Origin of the sequence: Pseudidiomarina marina (genome assembly GCF_003987045.1) — a bacterium.
Classification (GTDB): domain Bacteria; phylum Pseudomonadota; class Gammaproteobacteria; order Enterobacterales; family Alteromonadaceae; genus Pseudidiomarina; species Pseudidiomarina marina.
This window is the reverse complement of the sequence record NZ_PIPZ01000001.1, coordinates 1,112,304-1,134,862: the sequence shown is the minus strand read 5'-3', so window position 1 is coordinate 1,134,862 and position 22,559 is coordinate 1,112,304. Positions and strand designations below refer to the sequence as shown.

At 46.6% G+C, this 22,559-nt stretch carries 17 protein-coding genes and 1 tRNA gene; 15 read left to right on the top strand and 3 right to left on the bottom strand.

The annotated features are described in order from the left end of the window. Positions 1–237 precede the first annotated feature (237 nt). The 10 genes from CWI76_RS05500 to CWI76_RS05460 all read left to right on the top strand — a co-directional run bounded on the left by CWI76_RS05500 (position 238) and on the right by CWI76_RS05460 (position 16,372). Complete coding sequence (locus CWI76_RS05500) at positions 238–504, top strand: DUF4212 domain-containing protein (RefSeq protein WP_092856100.1); 267 nt, start codon at positions 238–240, stop codon at positions 502–504. A gap of 11 nt (positions 505–515) precedes the next feature. After that, positions 516–2,228 (top strand): sodium:solute symporter family protein, encoded by a 1,713-nt coding sequence (locus tag CWI76_RS05495; protein ID WP_126759309.1) that lies wholly within the window; start codon positions 516–518, stop codon positions 2,226–2,228. Between the two features lie 134 nt (positions 2,229–2,362). Further along, positions 2,363–4,357 (top strand): DUF294 nucleotidyltransferase-like domain-containing protein, encoded by a 1,995-nt coding sequence (locus tag CWI76_RS05490; RefSeq protein WP_241967956.1) that lies wholly within the window; start codon positions 2,363–2,365, stop codon positions 4,355–4,357. Further along, positions 4,357–4,971, top strand: a complete 615-nt coding sequence (locus tag CWI76_RS05485) for a 3'-5' exonuclease (RefSeq protein ID WP_126759308.1) — start codon at positions 4,357–4,359, stop codon at positions 4,969–4,971. The genes CWI76_RS05490 and CWI76_RS05485 overlap by 1 nt, the downstream gene beginning before the upstream one ends. Before the next feature lie 216 nt (positions 4,972–5,187). Further along, entirely contained in the window at positions 5,188–8,109 is a 2,922-nt protein-coding gene (locus tag CWI76_RS05480; protein ID WP_126759307.1) for a TonB-dependent receptor plug domain-containing protein, read from the top strand. A 104-nt stretch (positions 8,110–8,213) separates the two neighbouring features. Then, positions 8,214–10,178 carry a S9 family peptidase gene (locus CWI76_RS05475; RefSeq protein ID WP_126759306.1) on the top strand — a complete coding sequence of 655 codons (1,965 nt, stop codon included), beginning with the start codon at positions 8,214–8,216 and terminating at the stop codon, positions 10,176–10,178. A gap of 232 nt (positions 10,179–10,410) precedes the next feature. Further along, positions 10,411–11,943 (top strand): TonB-dependent receptor plug domain-containing protein, encoded by a 1,533-nt coding sequence (locus CWI76_RS11775; RefSeq protein ID WP_338068854.1) that lies wholly within the window; start codon positions 10,411–10,413, stop codon positions 11,941–11,943. After that, positions 11,921–13,237, top strand: coding sequence for a TonB-dependent receptor domain-containing protein (locus tag CWI76_RS11770; protein ID WP_338068853.1), 1,317 nt, complete (start codon positions 11,921–11,923; stop codon positions 13,235–13,237). The genes CWI76_RS11775 and CWI76_RS11770 overlap by 23 nt, the downstream gene beginning before the upstream one ends. Before the next feature lie 94 nt (positions 13,238–13,331). Continuing rightward, positions 13,332–14,894, top strand: coding sequence for a tetratricopeptide repeat-containing sulfotransferase family protein (locus CWI76_RS05465; RefSeq protein ID WP_126759305.1), 1,563 nt, complete (start codon positions 13,332–13,334; stop codon positions 14,892–14,894). Further along, on the top strand, positions 14,894–16,372 hold the full coding sequence (locus CWI76_RS05460; protein ID WP_126759304.1) for a tetratricopeptide repeat-containing sulfotransferase family protein: 1,479 nt from the start codon (positions 14,894–14,896) through the stop codon (positions 16,370–16,372). Before CWI76_RS05465 ends, CWI76_RS05460 begins: the two co-directional genes overlap by 1 nt. Here CWI76_RS05460 and CWI76_RS05455 read toward each other — a convergent pair. From CWI76_RS05455 to rpsT, 3 genes are all read right to left on the bottom strand, one after another. After that, a complete protein-coding gene (locus CWI76_RS05455) occupies positions 16,361–17,971 on the bottom strand; it encodes a tetratricopeptide repeat protein (protein ID WP_126759303.1) in 1,611 nt (536 codons plus the stop codon). The two genes, CWI76_RS05460 and CWI76_RS05455, sit on opposite strands and share 12 nt — an antisense overlap. Positions 17,972–18,057: 86 nt before the next feature. Beyond that, positions 18,058–18,134: transfer RNA gene (locus CWI76_RS05450), tRNA-Arg, on the bottom strand. Between the two features lie 82 nt (positions 18,135–18,216). Next, positions 18,217–18,477, bottom strand: a complete 261-nt coding sequence (gene rpsT, locus CWI76_RS05445; protein WP_126759302.1) for a 30S ribosomal protein S20 — start codon at positions 18,475–18,477, stop codon at positions 18,217–18,219. A gap of 152 nt (positions 18,478–18,629) precedes the next feature. Here rpsT and CWI76_RS05440 point away from each other — a divergent pair, with 152 nt between their 5' ends. The 5 genes from CWI76_RS05440 (at position 18,630) to ribF (ending at position 22,463) form a co-directional block, all read left to right on the top strand. Then, a complete protein-coding gene (locus CWI76_RS05440; protein WP_126759301.1) occupies positions 18,630–18,986 on the top strand; it encodes a four helix bundle protein in 357 nt (118 codons plus the stop codon). A 54-nt stretch (positions 18,987–19,040) separates the two neighbouring features. Beyond that, complete coding sequence (murJ, locus tag CWI76_RS05435; protein WP_126759300.1) at positions 19,041–20,600, top strand: murein biosynthesis integral membrane protein MurJ; 1,560 nt, start codon at positions 19,041–19,043, stop codon at positions 20,598–20,600. A 245-nt stretch (positions 20,601–20,845) separates the two neighbouring features. After that, positions 20,846–21,124 carry a type II toxin-antitoxin system prevent-host-death family antitoxin gene (locus CWI76_RS05430; protein ID WP_126759299.1) on the top strand — a complete coding sequence of 93 codons (279 nt, stop codon included), beginning with the start codon at positions 20,846–20,848 and terminating at the stop codon, positions 21,122–21,124. Further along, entirely contained in the window at positions 21,108–21,455 is a 348-nt protein-coding gene (locus CWI76_RS05425; RefSeq protein ID WP_126759298.1) for a hypothetical protein, read from the top strand. Before CWI76_RS05430 ends, CWI76_RS05425 begins: the two co-directional genes overlap by 17 nt. Before the next feature lie 81 nt (positions 21,456–21,536). Continuing rightward, positions 21,537–22,463 carry a bifunctional riboflavin kinase/FAD synthetase gene (ribF, locus tag CWI76_RS05420; protein ID WP_126759297.1) on the top strand — a complete coding sequence of 309 codons (927 nt, stop codon included), beginning with the start codon at positions 21,537–21,539 and terminating at the stop codon, positions 22,461–22,463. The last annotated feature ends 96 nt before the right edge of the window (positions 22,464–22,559 follow it).

Sequence of the window (22,559 nt, the reverse complement as noted above, 5' to 3'; positions counted from 1 at the left end):
GATATTAACATCAAGCGTTAAAAAGCAAAGACGATATTAGCTATTGGATATTGGAGCGGATGTATTGGTGTTTCATCTAATATCCAATATCTAATAGCTAATATCGCTTTTGCATGTCGTTAGACCAATGTCTTATTTCCCCTATTGCCATATCCCGTCTAGATTGCATAAGTGATTCTTTAAGTGAATAAATCACTCATAACAACATAAACAATAACAGAACAATCTGGAGGGCGTATGGCTTTCAAAAGCGAAGAACTCGCAAAAGCCTACTGGCGCGATAATATCAGCCTAGTACTGAAGTTGCTGGCGGTGTGGTTTATCGTTTCATACGGGTTTGGCATCATCCTAGTAGACTGGCTTAATCAGTTTACTTTCTTCGGCTTCAAGTTGGGCTTTTGGTTTGCCCAGCAAGGGTCAATTATCACCTTTGTTATTCTAATTTTCGTTTACGTGAAGCGTATGGCGGCTTTAGATAACAAATATGAAGTTCACGAAGAGTAAGGGGCCGAATCATGGATATTCAAACTCTCACGTTTATTATCGTCGGCCTGACGTTCGCACTCTATATTGCCATTGCAATTTGGTCACGCGCGGGCTCGACTTCTGACTTCTACGTAGCCAGTGGTGGCGTACACCCAGTCATGAATGGTATGGCAACAGCCGCCGACTGGATGTCTGCTGCATCGTTTATTTCAATGGCCGGTATTATCGCTTTCGCAGGTTACGACGGTAGTGTGTACCTTATGGGTTGGACCGGTGGTTACGTATTATTGGCTCTATGTTTGGCGCCATACTTGCGTAAGTTCGGTAAGTTCACCGTACCTGATTTCATCGGTGACCGTTACTATTCGCAAACTGCACGTACTATCGCTGTTATCTGCGCTATCTTGATCTCGTTTACTTATATTGCAGGTCAGATGCGTGGTGTGGGCGTGGTATTCTCGCGCTTCTTAGAAGTTGATATCGCAACGGGTGTATTCATCGGTGCGGTTATCGTGTTCTTCTATACTGTCCTGGGTGGTATGAAAGGTATTACCTATACGCAGGTTGCACAGTACTGTGTACTCGCGTTTGCGTACTTGGTACCAGCAATTTTCATCTCGATTTATATGACCGGTCACGTATTACCTCAAACTGGCTTTGGTGCAACCATTGCACAGGGGGTAGCTGGCGAGGGGACCTATTTGCTTGATAGGCTTGATGGCTTGTCCGCCGAGTTGGGGCTAGCCGCATATACTTCAGGTATTAAATCGAAGATTGACGTATTCGCAATTACTTGTGCGTTGATGGTTGGTACCGCTGGTTTGCCACACGTTATCGTTCGCTTCTTCACCGTACCAAAAGTACGTGATGCGCGTCGTTCAGCGGGTTGGGCATTGGTATTCATTTCTGTTGTTTACCTCACTGCGCCATCGATTGCTGGTTTCGCGAAAGTGAACTTGATCAACACGGTAAATGGTCCTGATCTGCAAGGCGTTGAGTATGAAGCGGCACCAGACTGGGTGAAAAACTGGGAAAAAACCGGTTTGATCACGTGGGAAGACAAGAACGACGACGGCAAGATGTTCTATTCAGGTGATGATCGCAACGAAATGACGGTTGATCGCGACATCATGGTACTGGCAAACCCTGAGATTGCTAACTTACCAGCTTGGGTTGTGGCATTGGTTGCTGCGGGTGGTGTTGCCGCCGCACTGTCAACTTCTGCAGGCTTGTTGTTGGTTATTTCAACCTCGGTTTCGCATGACTTACTGAAACGAACCTTGACGCCAAATATTACCGATAAGCAAGAGCTAATGTGGGCGCGCGTTGCTGCGGCCGTCGCGATTGCTTTGTCGACTTGGTTTGGTATCAATCCGCCCGGCTTCGTGGCGCAGGTGGTCGCCTTCGCGTTCGGCTTAGCCGCAGCGAGCTTCTTCCCTGCCATTATTCTGGGTATCTTCTACAAGCGCATGAATAGCACCGGTGCTATCGCCGGTATGATTGTGGGTATTGTGTTCACCTTGGCGTACATTATTTACTTCAAGTTTGTGAACCCAGCCGCAAATACTGCTGATAACTGGCTATTCGGTATCTCGCCTGAAGGTATTGGTACCATTGGTATGTTGCTAAACTTCATCGTGTCTTATTTGGTACATAAGATCACAGGTGATGCGCCGCAAGATACGCAAGATTTGGTGGAGTCGATTCGTTACCCGCGCGGTGCGGGTGGTGCGACGCACTAAAATACAAAGCCCGGCTTCACGCCGGGCTTTTTCGTTGTTCGTTATTCGTTAGTCGTTATTCGTTAAGGACTTTGATTTTTTTCCTGTTTCGAGTAACGATTAACGAATAACTAGTAACGCTTTCAAGGTGTTCAATGCAGCCGGAATTTACTGAGGTTCAGCGCTTTTTACTCGATTGCCCACCATTTGACGAATTAACCGGTGAGCAGCGACAGTGGGTGGCACAGAACATTGATGCCGCTTATGTCAATGAGCACAACGTGGACGCGCTGTTTAAGCAGCACAGCCCCGCGCTTTATATTGTGCGCTCGGGTGGTTTTGATTTGCTGGCGCCTGATGGACACTTGATTGAGCGTTTAGAATCGCATGACTTGTTTGGGTTTCCGTCGTTGTTAAGTGGTCGCCCCGTGGTGAACAAGCTCAAAGTGATTGAAGACGGCATTATTTATATTGTTTCGGCGGCGATGTTCGATAAATTACGGCAGCATGCGCGGGCCTTCGAACAATACTTCATTCGCGCCCACGGCCAACGCCTGCTAAGCGAAGTAGCCCGCCGTTCTCCTCGTGAGGTAGGGCCGGGACGTGGCGAAGCCACGGTTAATGCTGATGCGAGTAATAATCGCGATTTTAATGAAACGGAGAGATTAACCGCTAACGCGTCCCGGCCTTCAGTTACAGAAAAGTCGCCGGGCTACGATACCCTCGAGCTCACCATTGCGGAAGTGATTAGCCGCGAACCAGTTACGGTATCAAGTACGGCGTCCATTCGCGAAGCCGCCGAGCTCATGCGCGATGAAAAAGTCTCATCGGTGATGGTAACGGGGGCAGACCTTGGACTGCACCCCACCTCCTCTAAGCTTTTCGGCATTTTAACCGACCGCGATTTAAGAAATCGCGTCATCGCCCAAGGCCTAAGCTACGACATTCAAGTGAATGCCGTGATGACCCAAGCGCCGGCGACGGTTTACGGACGACAAACACTCATGGATGCGCTGACGTTAATGACACAGCACAACATTCACCATCTGCCAGTGTTAGACGACAATGACCAGCCGATTGGCATGATCACGAATACTGATTTAATGCGGCAACAGCGCAGTGAACCGGTGATGTTGATTAGTGCGATCAATAAGGCTGACACGCGCGAGCAATTAGTTGCTGAAGCACAACATATTCCAGCGTACATGCAAACCTTTGCGGCGCGCGTGCATGACACGACCATGGTGGGGCGTCTGTTAGCGTCATTAACCGACAGCATGACGCGCAAGTTGATTAGTTTATATGAGCAAGAGCACGGCGTTGCGCCGAGTGCTTACTGTTGGATAGCGTTCGGCTCACAGGGGCGGGAAGACCAGGTGCTCAGTTCAGACCAAGATAACGGTTTGTTGTTAGGCAACGGCTTGAACGAGCAACAGCTTGAGTGGTTTAAAGGGCTTGGTGAATATGTTTGCACCGGCTTAAATGAATGCGGTATTCCGCTGTGCCCTGGCGATATCATGGCGTCGAACCCTGATTGCCGACGCACGCTAGACGGCTGGCTCGACAGATTTCAAACTTGGACTGAGAGTCCAACACCAAAAGCACTGATGTACTGCCAGATATTTTTCGATTCACGCATGGTACACGGCAATAAACGCTTGTATCAACGTTATCGTGATGAAGTTGCCAAACTGGGCAAAAGTGAATTTTTCTTGGGTAACTTAGCGCGCTTGCAGGTTAGCGTTCAGGTGCCACTTGGCTTATTTAATCGATTTCGTGGTACCGAATCGGGTAAAGATAGCGATTTGATTAACATAAAGCGCTACGGCATTGCCCTGATTAATGACATTGTGCGAATTTATTCATTGCAAGCTGGGTTGACAGCACCTCAAACGTTGGTTCGCTTAGAGCAGTTGCGCGGCAGTAATTTACTGAACCGTAAGGATAACCAATCATTGGCGGAAGCATGGCAGTTTTTAACTCAATTGCGTTTGCAGCATCAGCTTGATATTTGGGGTACCGATAAATCGAAGAACGCTTTAGATCCGGATGAACTCAGTACGTTAACTCGACGGCAATTAAAAACGGCCTTTCGAATCATCAAAGATTGCCAGCAGGGTGTTGGTTTAAAATTTGGGCGTATTGGCTGATGTGGTCGGCAATAAAACGTTGGTGGCAAACACACAAAGCGCGCCGAAAGCCGTGGACGGAACATCGCTATATTGCGTTAGATATTGAAACCAGCGGCTTGGACCCTACCAACGATCAGATACTGGCAATTGCGTGGGTTGAGGTATCACCGCCTGTTATTCACTATACAACCGGTCGCTACTATCTCATTAAACACGATAAAACTGACTTGAAGCAGTCACCGGTGATTCATGGCTTGGTCAAGAAAGACTTCATTGAAACGTCAGAATTGTGTGATGTAATGAAAGCACTCGCTGCTGCGCTAAATAACAAAATATTAATTTGCCACCATATACAACTTGATTGGCGATTTCTAAAGCAGGCTGCCAAACACTGCGATATTCAACTTTCGCCGCTCGCGCTATTTGATACGTTGGCATTTGAGGCCAGCCGCTTGAAGCGTCAACAACATCATATTCAACGCGGTTCGCTGACCCTCTCAGCCTGCCGATCGCGCTATGGTCTCCCGGAATACGACTCGCATCATGCGTTTAGTGATGCTGTCGGTTGCGCTGAATTGATGCTCGCGCAAGGCTACAAGTTTGCAGGTAGTTCAAAAAGTTCAATATTTTGAAGCGTTTCTAGACAACTTTATGCGATTTTCGATGAGTGACGTTTTATTTATGTTGAAAATCCATTGAAATCAGTTAACGACTGTGGTTATCTAAGCAAGATTCTATGTCAGTTAGCAGTAACTTCATTAGAACACTCAGATTTCGGTACGAACGCTAATTATAAAAAAATGCTTGGTACTGAAGCAATTACAATAATAATCTCAGGGAGACTTAACATGGCTCAAAAGTCATTTTTGTCAGACTCAATCCGCGCCATCATGATGGCAGGTTTTGGTTCTGCGCTAATTGCAGCTCCTGCAATGGCTCAAGATCAAAACGAAGATGAACAAGAAGCTGAAAAAGCGGTTGAGAAAATTCAGGTAACTGGTTCTCGTATCCGTACCGATGGTTTGGACAGCCCAACACCAATCGAAATTATCACCACTGAAATTGCTGAAGACCAAGGTTTGAACACCTTGGGTGAATTGTTGCGTACGTCAACAGTTGCCTCTGGTTCTGACCAGTTGGTTTCTGCTTACTCAGTTGGTTTCGTAACTAACGGTGGTAGTGGTGCTGAATCAATCTCTATGCGTGGCCTTGGTGCCGGTCGTACCTTAGTACTCTTGAACGGCCGTCGTGCTGGTCCTGCTGGTACCCGTGGTACAGTTTCTGCATTTGACATGAACGCATTACCAATTAGCGTCATCGAGCGTGTTGAAATTCTGAAAGATGGTGCTTCTTCACTATACGGTTCTGATGCGGTTGCTGGTGTAATTAACATCATCACCAAGAAAGGTGAAGGCGGCCAAGTCAACGTTTCTGGTAACCAGCCGTTTGAAGGTGGCGGTGAAACTTATCGTTTCAACGCAACTTACGGTAGCGCATTTGATCGTGGTTCATGGCGTGCGGTTGTTGACCACAACGTGAACACTGGCTTGAAGCGTGCTGACCGTGACTACTTCGATTGTTCTACGCGTTACTTGTTTAGTGATATCGAAACTGGCGAGCGTGCTGATCCGATCGATCCGCGCACTGGTGAATATCACTGTAACGAAAGCGGCTTCGGTTTATGGCACTCAGGTTCTGCAGGCACTGGCCGTGTTCAGTACAACTATGGCGGTTATGATGTTCCGCATGTAACTGAAACAAACCCAAATATTACCGAAGCGCCTGAAGGTTGGTACTGGGCAGGTTATGATAAAGAGTCTGACGGTTTGTTAGATGGCGGCGGTCACCCGTTCCGTTTAGATCAAACCATGATTCCTGAAACAACCGTGAACTCTGCTTATGTGCAAGCCGACTATGACTTAACTGACACCATTTCTGCATACGGTGAGTTGTTGTATAGCCAGCGTGTGACTAAGTCTCGCAGTGCACGTCAATTCTGGCCAGCTGACTTAGTTGGATTCGTTCCAGTTAGCACAGTGCCTGGTTTTGATGGCGATAGCTGGGTTATGCCGGTTCATTATACTAATCACTATGGCAACGAAACCACTGTTGATTACAGCCGCATTGTACTTGGTTTAGAAGGTTCTATCGGCTTCTGGAACTGGGATGTTTCTTATCAACGTTCACAGAACGATGGTACTTACGAGCAAGATATCATTCTTCGCGACTCGATGTTGATGGCGCAAGAAACCTTGTTAGGCGTACCTTGTGAAGGTCGTGTCACTTCAATCTCTGGCAAAGCTTGCTATGAGTATGATTGGTTCGATCCACAAAACATTTATGGTAACCCAAGCCAAGAAGCTCGTGATTTCTTATTTGGTTACGATAAAGGTAACACTGAGTACAACCAAGACACGATTGATGCCTATATCACTGGTGACTTGTTCGAAATGCCAGCTGGACCAGTTGGTACAGCGGTAGGTGTTTACTGGCAGCGTGACGAAATCAATGACGTTCCTGGTGAAAATACTCGTGCAGGTAACTCATGGGGTCTCTCTGGTGCAGGTATTACAGCTGGTGAAGCGAAAACTACAGCGGCTTATGCTGAATTCCAAGTTCCGTTGTTACGCGACTTGCCATTTGTTGAAAGCTTAGATTTAACAACTTCTGGCCGTTGGACTGACGTAGATATCTACGGTAGTGATACGACGTTCAAGGTAAGCGCTAACTGGGAAATCGGCGCCGGCTTCCGTGTTCGTGCATCACGTGGTAGCTCTTTCCGTGCACCAGCGTTGTATGAATTGTTCTTGCAGAACCAAACTGGTTTCTTGGGACAAATCAACGATCCATGTTTGAACTGGACTGAGTCGACTAATCCTCAAGTTCGTGAAAACTGTGCTGCAGAAGGAATTCCTGAGTCATACACTACTCCTGTGGGCAGTAGCGGTTCTATGACCTCAATCACCGGTGGTGGTGCAGGTCAGTTGAAAGCTGAAACGTCAATCTCTGAAGGTATTGGTTTAGTTTACTCAACTGATGACGGCCGTTTCGCTGCGTCTGTTGATTACTACGACGTTGTAATCAGTGATCAGATTTCAAGCGTTGCAGGTAGTTCGGTATTGGGTCAGTGCTACACTTCAGAAGACTTCGCTAACGAGCCATTCTGTAACCAGATTACTCGTCGCGATGGTTCCGCAGATGGTGACTGGAGTATCCTAGAAGTTCGTGGTGGTTACTTGAACACGGCTCAACAGGTCGTTCGTGGTGTTGATATTGTTGTAACTTATCAAGATTCGTTTGACTTTGGTGACTTACGTATCAAGTTAGATCACACGAACCAGATCGAACGTTCATTCCAGCAATTCGCTACTGATACACCAGTACAATACATTGGTCGCATCGGTAACCCGCGCAACGTAGGTACTTTAAACACTACCTTGACGCGTGATGACTGGAGCTTCAACTGGAATATGGGCTACTACGATAATACTTCGAATTATCATGTGTTCGATACCAGCTCTACTACATACCGTGGTGAGACTGTTCGTTTCGTAGCTGAAACGCCAACTTACGTGTTGCATTCATTGTCTGCTAGCACTACTTTCAATGACAACATTGAAGTGACTCTTGGTGTAGGTAATATCTTTGATAAGCAACCGCCAAAAGTTAGTCCAGCTGCATCATATACTGTTGGTAACGTGCCATTGTTCGCATCTCAGCTCGACTACTTAGGTCGTCGTGCATTCTTCAACGTTTCTTACAACTTCTAAGTTGTGAAGGAATAGATGAGAAAGTGAATGACCAAAGCCCCACCTTGGTGGGGCTTTTTTTTGCTGAACAACAATAACAAAGCAAGACAGAACACGAGGTTAGGATGAAATTTTCTAATTTATGGTTGGTTGCCGCATTGGTTTTTCCGGTGCTTGCAAACACAGCAGAGATAAAAGATGAGGTGTTGGAGAACTACGCCAAACACGCGCAATACCTAGATGTGAAAATTTCTCCGAATGGAAAACACCTCGCAGCCACATCGCGAAATACAGATGGCGTTGTGCAGCTGACCGTTTTGGATATTAAAAACAATAAAATTCTTTCGGTTACCCAAGGTAAAGGCAATGAGTCTGTTGCCAGCTTTAATTGGGTGAACGATGGCCGTTTAATTATGACCATGGCCCGCGAAGTTGGCTCTTTGGATATGCCATTGCCAACTGGTGAGATTTTCGCGATGGATGCTGATGGTGGTAACCAGCTTATTCTGACTGGCCCTCGCTCTGACGGCGGCGAGTACGAATTTGCGCAAGTGTTAGATATGTTGCCTGATGAAGAAGACAATATTCTGATCTACACGCGTTCAATGACCTCGTCGGAGCCGTACTTAGATATCTACAGAATGCGCGCTAACTCGGGTCGCAAGCGCAGCGAAGGACGTATTCCATTAAAAGCCTATCGCAGCACCAATGTTCAGGTATTAGTTGATCGCGCAGGTATTGCACGGGTCGCCGTTGGTGTCGATCCGAAAGCTGATAATCGAGTGGTTATTTTGGCTCGTGAAGGCGCCAATAAAGAATGGTTCGAGCTAACCAGCTACGATGCTGATGAAGGCGGTTTTTCTCCGTTAGTCTTGAACGCCGATGCAACCAAAGTAATTGGTTTAAGTAATAGTGAAACCGATACACAAGCCATTGCCACACTTGATTTAAAAACCAAAGAAGAAACGGTTTTAGCGGAGCACCCAGGTACCGATTTGATGCCAATCATGAGTATCACCAAAGGTCGTGCTCAAGAGTTGGTGGGTGCCGCATTTGAATATGATGGCATTGACGCTGTATTTTTTGATGACATTCAAGACAAGCGTTATGTGCAAATTGTTCAATCACTGATGCAGAGCTTTCCGAATCACACGGTAAGCATTAACTCTGTCACTCATGATAATAACCAAGCAATCATTCGTGTGGGTTCGGTGAATTTGCCGACGATGTTTTATTTGTTCAATAGCCAACAAAATAAACTCATGCCGTTAGCGCCGGCAACGCCTTGGCTTAAAGCCAAAGAAATGCCGCAAACGCAGCTTATTTCTTATAAAACTCGCGACGGTTTAACCATTCGCGCATTACTCACCTTGCCGCGCGGTAAGAAAGCCGAAGACTTGCCGCTGATTTTGATTCCACACGGCGGTCCGCACGGTATTCGAGATACCTTAGGCCGTATTGATGGCGACGCGAAAGTATTTGCAGAGCACGGTTACGCGGTGTTGCAGCCTAACTTCCGTGGTTCAGGTGGTTATGGCCGCGAGTTCCTCGAGCTTGGCCACAAGAACTGGGGCACCACCATGATCAACGATATGACTGACGGTGTGCAGCATTTGATCAAAGAAAAAATTGCGAATGCCGACCGTATCTGTGTTTACGGCGCATCTTACGGTGGTTATGCGGCACTGCAGAGTGCGATTCGCGAGCCAGAACTTTATAAATGTACGGTTGGCTTCGTGGGCGTTTACGATTTAGAGCTTATGTATGAACAGGGCGATATCTCTGAAGCACAGGCTGGTCGTAACTATTTAGACCAGGTGCTACCAAGCACGAAAGAAGAACGCCAAGCGCAATCACCGGTACACAATACGGAAAAGCTGAAGGCCCCGGTATTCATCATTCAGGGTGGTCGCGATGTTCGTGTGCCGAAGGAACATGCATTCCGCCTACGCGATAAGCTAAAAGCACAAGATCACCCGTATGAATGGATGATGAAAGACGGCGAAGGCCATGGTTTTTATAAACCAGAGAATAATATTGAGCGCTGGGAACGTATGTTGACGTTCTTTGATAAGTATATCGGTGAATAAATATGGCTTAACCAATTGACCAAAAAAAGTTCCCTAAATGTGCAAAAAAAAATCATATTTAGCTACTTTTGTTCGTTAAGTAGGTTGCCGATATAGAATTTTTTGATTAGTATCGAGTACTGAGCGGTCAAGGTTTACGCTTTGTAAGCCGTGACCGTCGACGCACGAGGGCGTTCACGTGCCGACTTTAAACCTAGTAAATCACATTAAAGTGATCCAGGGAGAACACAGTATGTATACTAATAATAAATTAGCTAAGTCTATCCGCTTAGCACTTATGTTCGGTGGCGCTTCACTTGCGTTATCAGGCACTGCGGCAGCGCAGGACCAGTCTGGTGACGAAGCAGAAGTAGAAGCCCAAGAACGTATTACCGTAACAGGTTCACGTATCAAACGTACTGACTATGAATCAGCTAGCCCAGTACAAATCACTTCTTCTGAAGAAATCAAAAACTCTGGTTTTACCCGTATTGAAGATTTGATGAACAGCTTGCCACAAGTTGAAGCTGCACAAACTTCATTCATCGCGAACGGTGCATCAGGTGTAGCAACACTTGACCTTCGTGGTATCGGTACAAACCGTACGTTGGTATTGATGAATGGCCGCCGTCTGCAATCAGGTGGTATCTATTCACAAGCTGCTGACGTTAACCAAATTCCAGCAGCGCTTGTAGAGCGCGTTGAAGTTCTTACCGGTGGTGGTTCTGCTACTTACGGTGCGGATGCGGTAGCTGGTGTTGTTAACTTTGTAATGAAAGACGACTTCGAAGGCTTAGAAGTTAACGTTGGTGCTTCTGGTTATCAGCACAGCAACGGCAACGATTACATGCAAGGCCTGATGGATGCTCGCAACTTCGGTTACCCTACTGGTGGTAGCGGTATCGATGGTAAGTCATACAACGTCGATGTAACCATGGGTAGCAGCTTCGCTGACGGTAAAGGTCACGCAACAGCATACGCAACATGGCGTCAAATCAACGAGCTTCGTCAAGAATCTCGTGACTATTCATCATGTGCACTTAACGCAGCTGGTACTGCTTGTGGTGGTTCATCTACTGCACCATTACCAAATACCTTCTTCGCACCGATTGTTGATGGTGAATATGATCTTGACCAAGAAGTTTGGTGGTCATTAAACCAAGACGGTAGCTTCTCGCCGTATGATGGTTCTAACGTGTATAACTACGCGCCAGTTAACCACTTTATGCGTCCAGATACCCGTTACACTATGGGTGCGTTCGTTAACTATGAAGTAAACGACTCGTTCCGTCCGTACATGGAAATAAGCTACATGCATGACCGTACTATTGCTCAGATCGCTGAGTCAGGTACTTTCTATGCATTCCGTCAAGATATTGACATCAACAGCGCATTATTCAGTGATGCACAACGTGCTCAGTTCCGTAGCCAATTCGGTCCAGACGTAGAAACTATCGGTGCTTATATCGGTAAGCGTAACGTTGAAGGTGGCCCACGTATGAACAACCTGGAACACAGTGCGTTCCGTATGGTGTTCGGTGCTGAGGGTTACTTGAACTCAAACTGGTCATATGACGCGTCATTCCAGTATGGTTCAACCTCTTCAAATACCGCTTACATCAATGACTTCTACGTGAAGTATGTTCAAGATGCATTGGCTAATGCAGAATACGACGTATTCACTCCAGGTGGTGTTACTCGTGAGTCTGCTGATGCGTTAGGTGGTGTTGCAATCATGACGTGGTATCACGTCACAGCGTATCTTGAACGCTTACGTTACTGGTGAATTCGATGCAAGCTTGCCATCTTCTGACTTGCCTATGGCTGCAGTATTTGGTTTTGAAAACCGCGAAGTAGACTTCGAACGTACTGCTGACACTATTTATCAAGAAGGTGCATTGGCAGGCCAAGGTGGTCCAACTAACAGCTTAGCTGGTGGTTATAACGTTAAAGAATTGTTCGGTGAGTTGAGCATTCCAATTGCTGAAGGCCGTGACGGCATTGACAGCATGACTGTTGACTTAGGTGTACGTTTCTCTGACTACAGCACTTCTGGTAACGAAACGACCTACAAAGCGGCGTTGGATTACAACGTAACTGCTGATTGGAAAATTCGTGCTAGCTACAACCGTGCGGTACGTGCTCCGAACGTTGGTGAATTGTTCGCTGCAACTTCAATCGGTTTGTGGGGCGGTACTGACCCATGTGCGGGCGACACGCCTGAGTTCACTGCAGCGCAGTGTGCGAACACTGGTGTAAGTTCATCTCAGTACGGTAACATCGATGCGAACCCAGCGTCTCAGTACAACGGTTTGTTTGGTGGTAACACTGAATTGCAACCAGAAGTAGCTGATACCTACACGTTCGGCGTTGTGGCTAACCCAATGGATAACTTCAACTTCACTGCCGATTACTGGATCATTGAAATTGAAGAAGTTATCGGCACTTTGGGTGCGTCTAACACCTTACGTCTTTGTGGTTTGACTGGTGATGCTGTTTACTGTAACAACGTAAACCGTGCGCCTTCAGGCAGCTTGTGGCGTGGTAACGACGGCTTCGTTCGTGCAACTAACATCAACGTTGGTTCTGAAGAGTATAGCGGTGTTGATATCAACGCTAACTACACGCTTGAAGACGTGTTAGGCGGTACTATCACTGCACGTATGAACGGTTCATACTACCTTGAGAAGTACGCTGATAGCGTAGGTGAAGACTGTGCTGGTTTGATTAACTCAAACTGTTTCCCACAGCCAGACTGGCGTCACTCTTTAACCATGACTTATACTCCGGATGATATCTGGACTGCTCAGGTTAAATGGCGTTACTTCGGTGGTGTTGATTACAACGAAACTACAGATCAACTATTGTTAGGTAAAGGTATTGGTTCACAAAGCTACTTAGACGTAGTAGGTACTTTTGAAGTGAACGAAAATACTTCTGTTCTTGTTGGTATCAACAACATCCTAGATAAAGAGCCACCATTGGTAGGCGGTTCAATCTCTACTAACGCAAACACTGTTGCTGGTTTCTACGACACATTAGGTCGTTATGTCCACGCAAGCGTAACTTTCCGCTTCTAATAGCGAAAGAAATAGCGTTTAATAAAACGGCGACTTTTAGTCGCCGTTTTTTATTTCCCGCTATAAAAAATAACAGAACTCCAAGGGTTGTATCATGAGCGAGCAGTCACAGGTCACGAATATTCAAACAATAATTAATCACGTCACCAAGCTTTTGAAAAATGGTCAAGCAGCCGAAGCATTGGCATTCCTAGAGTCTTCTTTACAGAACGAACCTCAGTCTGCATCACTGCTGCACATGACTGCACAAGTGAAAAATAGACTAGGCGACGTTACCGGTGCGCTCAGTTATTTGAACAAAGCGATTGCAATTCTTCCTGAGCAGGTTGTGCTACAAATTGATCGTCTGTATGTTCTTGAGCGGTTGCGACAGCGCGAAACGCTTCACAAGGCGATAGAGCAAGCAGAACACGTAGAACCTGATAACCGACAATATCAACAGCAACTTGCGCGTTTCTATACGCAACTTGATAAGCCAGAACGCGCGTTATCGATCATCAAACGGCTACGAAAGCTGCATGCCGACGATACCGTATTGATGTTCGATGAAGCATTAAATACATGGTTTAATGGCGACGTTAAAGCGGCTGAAAAAATAACAGAATCGGTATGCGCAAGTGAGCCGGCACCATCGATGGCATTCTATGTACGTTCATTGCTACGCAAGCAAACCAAAGCTCGCAACCATATTGACGACATAGCTGCACGCGCACGCAAAACAGAGGTGGCTGATACGCCATTATGGTTTGCTTTAGCGAAAGAATATGATGATTTAGGCTTACATGAGTTGGCTGTTAATGCTGCGAATGTTGGCAATGCATTACAGAAGAAAATCACACCTTATAACGAAGCCGCAGAACTTGAAGCGCTGAAGCAGATACGCTTGGTAGCGAATTCTTGGAAAGGCCAGGGGCGCGGCAACAAGAAAACTGATGTTACACCGGTGTTCATTGTCGGTATGCCAAATACCGGAGCTACCCTAGTAGAGCGTATGTTGTCGGTAAGCCCACAGGTGAAATCACTCGGCGAATTCGCTGATTTTCCGTTGTTGTTAAACCAAGCCATTGAGCGCTACTTAGCTGAAAACAGCACCGCAACGCGTGAGCAAGCCATCACCGAGTTGAATTACACTGAGCTCGGTAAATCTTATTTAGCACAAATTTCCGAGGTAGCTGAGGGCCATTCGTTTGTCATCGATAAGCTGCCGTTCAACTTCTTATATTGTGGCATCATTCAGAAGGCGTTACCGACCGCGAAGATCATTCATGTTTCGCGTGACCCACTCGATACATGCTGGTCAATTTATCGCTCGTTGTATGCTGGGCGCTATGCTTATGCGTACAATCAAGCTGAACTGGGCCGTTACTATCAGCACTATCAAGAGATTATGGAAGCTTGGCACCACGCGCTTGGTGAGCAGTTACTGAATGTGTCCTATGAACAGCTGGTTGCCAATACCGAAGCAACTCAAGCACAACTGTCGAGTTTCTGTGGTTTGCCGCTTGTGAGCGACGAGAAGGCGATGGTTAATCAGGTGCCTAGCGTTTCAACTGCGCGTGGCGAGCCGATGACTACGAAGGTATATAAGCACGCAGTAGGACGTGCCAAACCTTATGCTGATTATCTGCAGGATCTTGTAGAAGCTTTGAATGACTGATGCACGTGCAAAACCAGCAACTCACGTATCTCACTGAACAATTGGCTAAGCAGCCTCACAATTTGGGGCTGCTTGATCAATTGGCCGCACTTTATCTTCAGTTGAAGCAGACAGAGCAAGCGTCTGATATCTATCTTCGCTATATTGCAGAACATAAAACGCATGCCGGCGCACAATTTAATTGTGCTTATTATGCGCGTTTGGCTGGACGCTATGAGCAGGCTATTGATTATTATCGACGGGCGTTGGCTTTAGGTATTGATGGTGCTGAAGAGGTGTACGCCAATATCGGTGTTATTTATAACGAGGGATTGTTGGATAATGACCATGCGCAAGAGGCCTTTAAACAAGCATTAACCATTAATCCGAGCTATGTTCCGGCGCTCTATAATTTAGCGAATAGCTACGAGCAAGACGGCGATAAGGCAAATGCAGCACACTATTTTAATCGTGTCATTGAACAGGAGCCGAATTTCGTCATGGCTTATGTGCGGCTAGCTGATGTGTACACGGCTGACACGGCTGACGATGCACTCATTCTTAAGCTTTTGGCTTTCTTTAAAGCCGCTGCATGCCCACTTGAAGAGCAAATCGACATTGCCTATGCGTTAGGTAAATTATTCGATGAATGCGGCAGTTACGACCAAGCTTGGCATTATTATTGTGAAGCCAATAACTTAAACGCGCGGACCATGCCGGCATGGTCGCGGAACGACCAATTGCGGTTGTTGAACGAAATAAAACAGACATTTTCAGCAGAATCATTCACCGCTGCGGCATCAGGCAACCTGCAACCAGTGTTTATTTGCGGCATGTATCGCTCCGGTTCAACGTTACTTGAGCAAATGCTTGGCGCGCATGATGCGATAACCAATGGCGGTGAGCTCGAATACTTCCCGCGTTTATGGCAAAGCGTTGAGCGCGAGGGTTTAAGTGCATATTGTTCAAAGATGTCTGAAGAGGATTTTAAGACGCTAGGTGAAGACTATACGCGTTTTGTTGAAACGCGATTTGAGAACGGCGGTATCGTCACCGATAAACGTCCCGACAATATTTGGCGTTTAGGGCTGATTAAACGTGCTGTTCCGAATGCCAAGTTTCTTGTGACGCAGCGCCAGTTATTGGATAACTGTTTATCGGTTTACTTTACTCGTTTGAATGCATCGATGAATTATGCGAATTCAATTCAAGATATTTTGGATTTTCTCGAATTGGAACAGCAGCTGTTGGCGCATTGGCAATCGATATTTGGCGATGACTTGATTGTTGTTGATTACGATAAACTCGTGCGCGATCCAGAAGCCACGTTGCGTCCGGTTTTTGAATGGCTTGGGCTGCCTTGGCAAAGTGACTGCTTGACGTTTCATCAACGCCACAATAGTGTGCGCACCGCCAGTGTCTGGCAAGTGCGACAACCGCTGTATCAACGTTCTTCTGGACGATTCAAAAACTACGAGCGGTTTCTATCAAGCCGGTGATATGTCGCATGGCGCCGTCATGCGTATGCCATCACCATGAAATGGAACGGTGCCGTGGAAGAAATAACTCGGAAAGAATACACAATAGCCAACTTGAGGGCATACCGCATAGGTACGCTCCTCAACACCAGGTAATTCGAGCCCCGACTCACCAAATTTAATCCAGCCCGCGTGAGTCGGGTCATCCTCTTTGACTTGCTTGGGCAACTGAATGTAAGTGCAGCATGAAATCCAGCCTTCGGGGTGAACATGATTCGAATGAAAGCCGTTTTCAGTCAAGCGAACCGACCATGCACCGGTGAAGCGAACGCCATCGGTTTTCCGAGATAACAATGGATGCTTCGAATCATTCGGTAATTGCGCAACATAGCTCTCGGCTGCTGTTGCAATCATTTGCTTGAAGGTTTGCAATATCGGTTGATTTTGCGCGAACAAGTTACCGACGGTTTGGGTACCATGGCGAACACTCTGATCGAGTGGTTGCTGATGCGTTTTATGCAGCTCTTGTAATGTTTCTGCGAGCTCAGACATAAAATGTTCCGTTGACGCATAGTCAGAAGGCGCCTGTAACGGAATGATCTTCACAAAATTAGAGTAGTCATTTAGACGTTCAGCCTGAGGGTTTTCCAGCGCATGGAGGCAAAGTGCTTTGTAAGCTATTACCTCTTGGCTGTGTGGGTGTAATTTCTCAGCCGCCTTCAAGTGCTCAAGCGCTGATTCAAACTGACCTTTGCGCATGAGTGTTGTGGCGATATCAATGCGGTGGCGGATCACATTTGGCTGCAATTGAAGCGCCTTATCAAAGCTCTCGAGTGCTTCATCAATGCGGTCAAAGCGGCTCAAAGCTGAACCTTTCAGGTGATGAAACTCCGCCCAGTCAGGAAATTTAGCCAATACGCCAGTACAAGTCTGGATACAGTTATCGTAACGCCCAGCCATTAGTTGATGCGCGGCAAGACTATATTTTAATGCTCTGGATTGCGGTAAACGTTGCAGCGCCGCGTCAATAGATGTCAAGAACTTCTCTTGTGGACCATGCTCCCAATAGAGTTTATTTAGCGCCACATGAGCATCAATGTATTCAGGTAATTGTTTGACGAGATTCAGTAATACCGCTTCAGTATCTTGGTAACGCTCTAAATCGTAATCAATACACGCTAGCAAATAATCAACCAGAGGCGAGGGTTGCGATAACTGTTGTTTCGCCTTTGCGATAGCTTGCAACGCTTGCTCGGGTAGTCCCATGCTGCGAAATAGTTGAGCATGAAGCAGATAAGGTTCGAATTGATTGGGGAGCTGGCGTTGTAATTCTTGGATATGCTCTTCGGCTAAGTTAAAAAAACCATGTTTGATGTACAAATTAATGAGCGTTTTCCGAGATGGCGCATGTTCTGGGTGATGTTTTAGAGCCACTTTCAAGTTTTCGGCTGCCGCTTTGGGCTGATACTGATGTTGTAAACTCAATGCGAGAATATGAAGGACATCGGGGTGCTTGGCATCGAAGCGAAGCAGATGCCGACATTGATGCTCCGCCTCTTTATACTGTTCTGCCCGAAAGGCACTGACAGCTTGTTTGAACAATTTTTGTACATCGGTCATGGTTACTACACTTTTTATTATTATTGTTGTGTAGATTTTGTACCATTGAGCGACGAATGGATCAAGTTTTGCGATGAATTACATGCTGGCGTCTCCGGCAGGAGTCGAACCTGCGACCTGCCCCTTAGGAGGGGGCTGCTCTATCCAGCTGAGCTACGGAGACACACACTTTATACTAGACATAAAAAAACCAGCCGCAGCTGGTTTTTCTAAATCGTACGTCGGTAACGCAACCGAACAGCGTCTTACAGAGCGCTGATTTTCGCGTTCAAACGACTCTTATGACGAGACGCTTTGTTTTTACCGATGAGACCTTTAGTCGCGTAACGGTCAAGTACCGGTTGAAGGCTAGTAAATGCCTGCTGTGCAGTCGCTTTATCGCCTGCTTCAATTGCAGCAGTTACTTTCTTCATCAAGGTACGCATCATTGAGCGACGGCTCGCGTTGTGGCGACGGTTCTTTTCCGCTTGTACCGCACGCTTTTTAGCAGACTTAATGTTAGCCAAGGTGAACTCCTAAAATTCGTTATCTATGTGCAATGGTTTTGTAGGGCGGGGAATATGCCTGTTTTCCGACTGAAAGTCAAGGACGATATTAGCTATTGGATATTAGATATTAGAAAAAAACGGGTAAGGTTGTGTGATACAGGGAGGTGTTCATGTTTAAAGATTTGAAAGTTTATAATTCGGCGATGGACTTATGTGTATCAGTCTATAAGATAACTGATAGTTTTCCGGGACATGAATTATTTGGGCTCGTTAGTCAAATGCGGCGCGCCGTCGTTTCTGTGTCTAGTAACATAGCGGAAGGAGCTGGTAGGGGCTCTTATAGAGAGCAAATACGATTCTATTATATTGCTCGTGGTTCTCTTGCTGAGTTGGAAACCCAGCTCGAAATAAGTTTTCGATTAGGTTACGTCGAGTATCGTTTACATACTGAAACTCGTCTCGTATATCGACTACTTAATGGTTTGATCAACTCAACCAAAAAGATGATGCTAGTAGATTCCGCTTAAGTAGGTTTTACTAATATCTAATATCCAATAGCTAATATCGTACTTGAGGTTTCATTGTCAAAGTCACTTGCTAAATCCGGCATCATTGTCAGCTTCATGACACTCATCTCGCGTGTGCTTGGGCTTGTGCGCGATGTGGTGATTGCGAACTTGATGGGGGCTGGGGCGGCGGCCGATGTGTTCTTCTTTGCGAACAAGATACCGAACTTTCTGCGTCGATTGTTTGCGGAAGGGGCGTTTGCGCAGGCGTTTGTGCCAGTTCTGACAGAGTATAAGCAGGGTAAGACGCTGGATGAACAGCGCTTGCTGATTGCTCGGGTGGCGGGTACGTTAGGTACGTTGGTTACGATTGTCACGCTGGTGGGTGTGATTGCATCACCCGTGGTGGCGGCGATGTTCGGTACGGGTTGGTTTCTGGATTGGTATCACGATGGTCCGCAGGGGCATAAGTTTGTGCTGGCGGCAGACTTGCTGCGTATTACGTTTCCGTATTTGTGGTTTATTACCTTTACCGCCTTAGCCGGCGCGATTTTAAATACGATTGGTAAGTTCGCGGTGGCGGCGTTTACGCCGGTATTTTTGAATATTGCGATTATTGTTTTTGCGATATGGCTTGGGCCGCAACTTGATCAACCCGAATATGCGCTAGCATGGGGTGTGTTTGTTGGTGGTGCCGTACAGTTCTTATTTCAAATTCCGTTTTTGAAGCGGGCAAGGTTATTGGTTCGTCCGCGATGGGGATGGCGTGACCCTGGCGTCACTAAAATCCGCACGTTAATGATTCCTGCCTTATTTGGGGTGTCGGTTAGTCAGATTAACCTACTACTGGATACGTTTATTGCATCGTTTTTAATGAGTGGTTCAATTAGCTGGTTATATTACTCCGACCGGTTATTGGAATTTCCGTTGGGATTATTTGGCATTGCGATTGCGACCGTTATTTTGCCAGCGTTAAGCTCACGTCATGTGGATAAATCGGCGGAGGAATTTAGTCGTACTTTAGACTGGGGTATTCGTACGGTTGTCTTGCTCGGTTTGCCGGCTATGTGTGGTTTGATTGTGCTTGCCGAACCGATGCTGATGGTGTTGTTCATGCGCGGTGAATTTACACCTGAAGATGCGCGCTTGGCCTCTTATAGTTTGTTTGCGTATGGCTCAGGCTTACTGAGTTTCATGTTGGTGAAGGTATTGGCGACTGGATTCTATTCACGCCAAGATACCAAGCGACCCGTGAAATACGGCATTATCGCCATGGTTTCAAACATGGTGTTCAATATCATTTTCGCGATTCCTTACGGATACGTCGGTTTGGCCATTGCAACGTCTCTTTCTGCCGCTGTTAACGCCGGTTTGTTGGGCTATAACCTGTGGCGCGACGGTGTGTTGAAACGCTACCCCGGCACGTTAACTTACCTCACGAAAGTGGCGCTCGCTGTGGCGGCGATGGTCGCGGTGGTGCTCTATCTTGTGCCTGCTCGTTCGTGGTGGCTTGCGGCTGAATTTGTTGATCGGGTCTGGCAGTTGGCGTTGTTGATTGGCGCGGGTGGGGGCACGTACTTACTCTCCCTCCTCCTCCTCCGCGTTGTGAAGAGCAAAAACGATATTAGCTATTAGATATTGGATATTAGAAGAGCTAGTACGATATTAGCTATTGGATATCAGATATTAGAAAAAGCCGAATAGTCAGAGCTAGTATCTGATATCTGAGTGCTAATATCGTTTTCGATTTCCTAATATCTAATATCCAATAGCTAATATCGCCTTTGTTTTTCGGTGGGTCTATATTTGGTCTTTATTTAGACTTATCCGCCATTCTCGTCTAATCTTATTCCTGAAACCACCAACAAGGAATAAGAGCCATGTATACCGTTAAACGCCCGCGCGTGACCACTGTTTCAGGGTTTAAGAAAGAAATTGCGACCATGGATGTGAATGAACCGGTTTTGGTGACCCAGAACGGTGAACCGTTGTATGTGGTGCAAGATCCTGCCCAATACGAAGCCATGCAAGAGCAGATGGCGATGTTGAAAATGATTGCATTGGCTGAAAAGGATGTTCGGTCTGGTCGTGTTGTTAGCCGCGAAGAGCTGTTCAAAGGATTGGCAGAGGAGCTCGGCGCAGATGACGATATCAATTGATTATACGAGCCATTTCCAATCGCAAGCTCGCGACCAGGTCAGGTTTCTTACAAAAAAAGTCGGGTATCGAGCGGCGCAAAAATATGTCGATACCGTGCTTGACCGATTCGAACAAAAAATTACGATGTTTCCGCAGGGGGGGGATCGATGCTTGGAAAGCGCCGAGTTAGGATTTGGTCAATATTATGAGTTTTTTGATACAAAAGCGCAGATTCGGGTTATTTATCGGCTTGCCGAGAGCGATGATTCTCTTATTTCAGCCTTGTTATTTTTGCGAACGAGGCAAGATCTGCGTGATCAGCTAATTCAGCTGGTATTAATGAGCCCTTAGTGTCTGGTTAGCGTTTGGCTTGCCTGTTATAATCGCCGCTTTGTTAATCACCTGAAATAACGACAGGCTTGCGACGCACTGATGCAGTTAATTCGCGGAATCCATAACATTCGATCTGAGCACCGTGGGTGTGTACTTACTATCGGCAACTTTGATGGTGTTCATTTGGGGCATCAAGCGGTGTTGGCGCAGGTAAAGGCGCAGGCGCTAGCACGCGGTGTTCCGGCGACGGTGATGACGTTTGAGCCGCAACCGCAAGAGCTGTTTCAGCCTGATAAAGCGCCGGCGCGGCTGACCAATTTTCGCGAAAAGCACATGGCGCTGCGTGAGCAGGGTATCGGTCGCCATATTGTCATCGAGTTTAATCGTAAATTTTCTAATCTGCCGGCACGCGAGTTTATCGAGCGAGTGCTGGTTGACATGCTCGGCGTGCAGTTTTTGGTGGTTGGCGATGATTTTCGCTTTGGTCACGGGCGTGAAGGCGATTTTGCAATGTTGCAACGTGCGGGCGCAGAGCTCGGCTTTGAGGTTGTTGATACACAAAGTTATCGCCAACAACAGCAGCGCGTCAGTAGCACAGCGATACGTCAATGTTTAAGCGATGGTGACTTTACTCAAGCAGCCGCGATGTTAGGTCGTCCTTATGCGTTTGAAGGTCGTGTGGTGCACGGTGAGAAAAAAGGTCGTACTATCGGCTTTCCAACCGCAAATATTCAGTTAAAACGGTTGCATTCGCCACTTCAGGGTGTATTTGCTGTGCAGGTACAATGCAATGATGGCAAAATGCATGCAGGCGTTGCTAATATTGGTAGACGCCCAACATTAAATGGTGAGCGGGTGCAGCTTGAGGTGCATTTGTTCGATTTTGTTGGTGATTTATATGGGCAGCAGTTGCGGGTGGTGCCGACGCATTTTATTCGCGCTGAGCAGAAGTTCGCTGATTTTGCGCAGCTACAGCAACAAATAGCCGCCGACGCTGAAAAAGCAAGAACGATATTAGCTATTTGATATTAGATATTAGAGCGGATTTATCGGGTATTTATGTTTTGTCTAATATCAAATATCTAATAGCTAATATCCTATTCGAATTCAAAAATTGAAATG

What these genes read in the sequence shown, in the direction of transcription:
- CWI76_RS05500 (WP_092856100.1), top strand. Translation starts at nt 238, where the DNA reads ATGGCTTTCAAAAGCGAAGAACTCGCAAAAGCCTACTGGCGCGATAAT.
- CWI76_RS05495 (WP_126759309.1), top strand. Translation starts at nt 516, where the DNA reads ATGGATATTCAAACTCTCACGTTTATTATCGTCGGCCTGACGTTCGCA.
- CWI76_RS05490 (WP_241967956.1), top strand. Translation starts at nt 2,363, where the DNA reads ATGCAGCCGGAATTTACTGAGGTTCAGCGCTTTTTACTCGATTGCCCA.
- CWI76_RS05485 (WP_126759308.1), top strand. Translation starts at nt 4,357, where the DNA reads ATGTGGTCGGCAATAAAACGTTGGTGGCAAACACACAAAGCGCGCCGA.
- CWI76_RS05480 (WP_126759307.1), top strand. Translation starts at nt 5,188, where the DNA reads ATGGCTCAAAAGTCATTTTTGTCAGACTCAATCCGCGCCATCATGATG.
- CWI76_RS05475 (WP_126759306.1), top strand. Translation starts at nt 8,214, where the DNA reads ATGAAATTTTCTAATTTATGGTTGGTTGCCGCATTGGTTTTTCCGGTG.
- CWI76_RS11775 (WP_338068854.1), top strand. Translation starts at nt 10,411, where the DNA reads ATGTATACTAATAATAAATTAGCTAAGTCTATCCGCTTAGCACTTATG.
- CWI76_RS05465 (WP_126759305.1), top strand. Translation starts at nt 13,332, where the DNA reads ATGAGCGAGCAGTCACAGGTCACGAATATTCAAACAATAATTAATCAC.
- CWI76_RS05460 (WP_126759304.1), top strand. Translation starts at nt 14,894, where the DNA reads ATGCACGTGCAAAACCAGCAACTCACGTATCTCACTGAACAATTGGCT.
- CWI76_RS05455 (WP_126759303.1), bottom strand. Translation starts at nt 17,971, where the DNA reads ATGACCGATGTACAAAAATTGTTCAAACAAGCTGTCAGTGCCTTTCGG.
- CWI76_RS05440 (WP_126759301.1), top strand. Translation starts at nt 18,630, where the DNA reads ATGTTTAAAGATTTGAAAGTTTATAATTCGGCGATGGACTTATGTGTA.
- CWI76_RS05430 (WP_126759299.1), top strand. Translation starts at nt 20,846, where the DNA reads ATGTATACCGTTAAACGCCCGCGCGTGACCACTGTTTCAGGGTTTAAG.
- CWI76_RS05425 (WP_126759298.1), top strand. Translation starts at nt 21,108, where the DNA reads ATGACGATATCAATTGATTATACGAGCCATTTCCAATCGCAAGCTCGC.
- ribF (WP_126759297.1), top strand. Translation starts at nt 21,537, where the DNA reads ATGCAGTTAATTCGCGGAATCCATAACATTCGATCTGAGCACCGTGGG.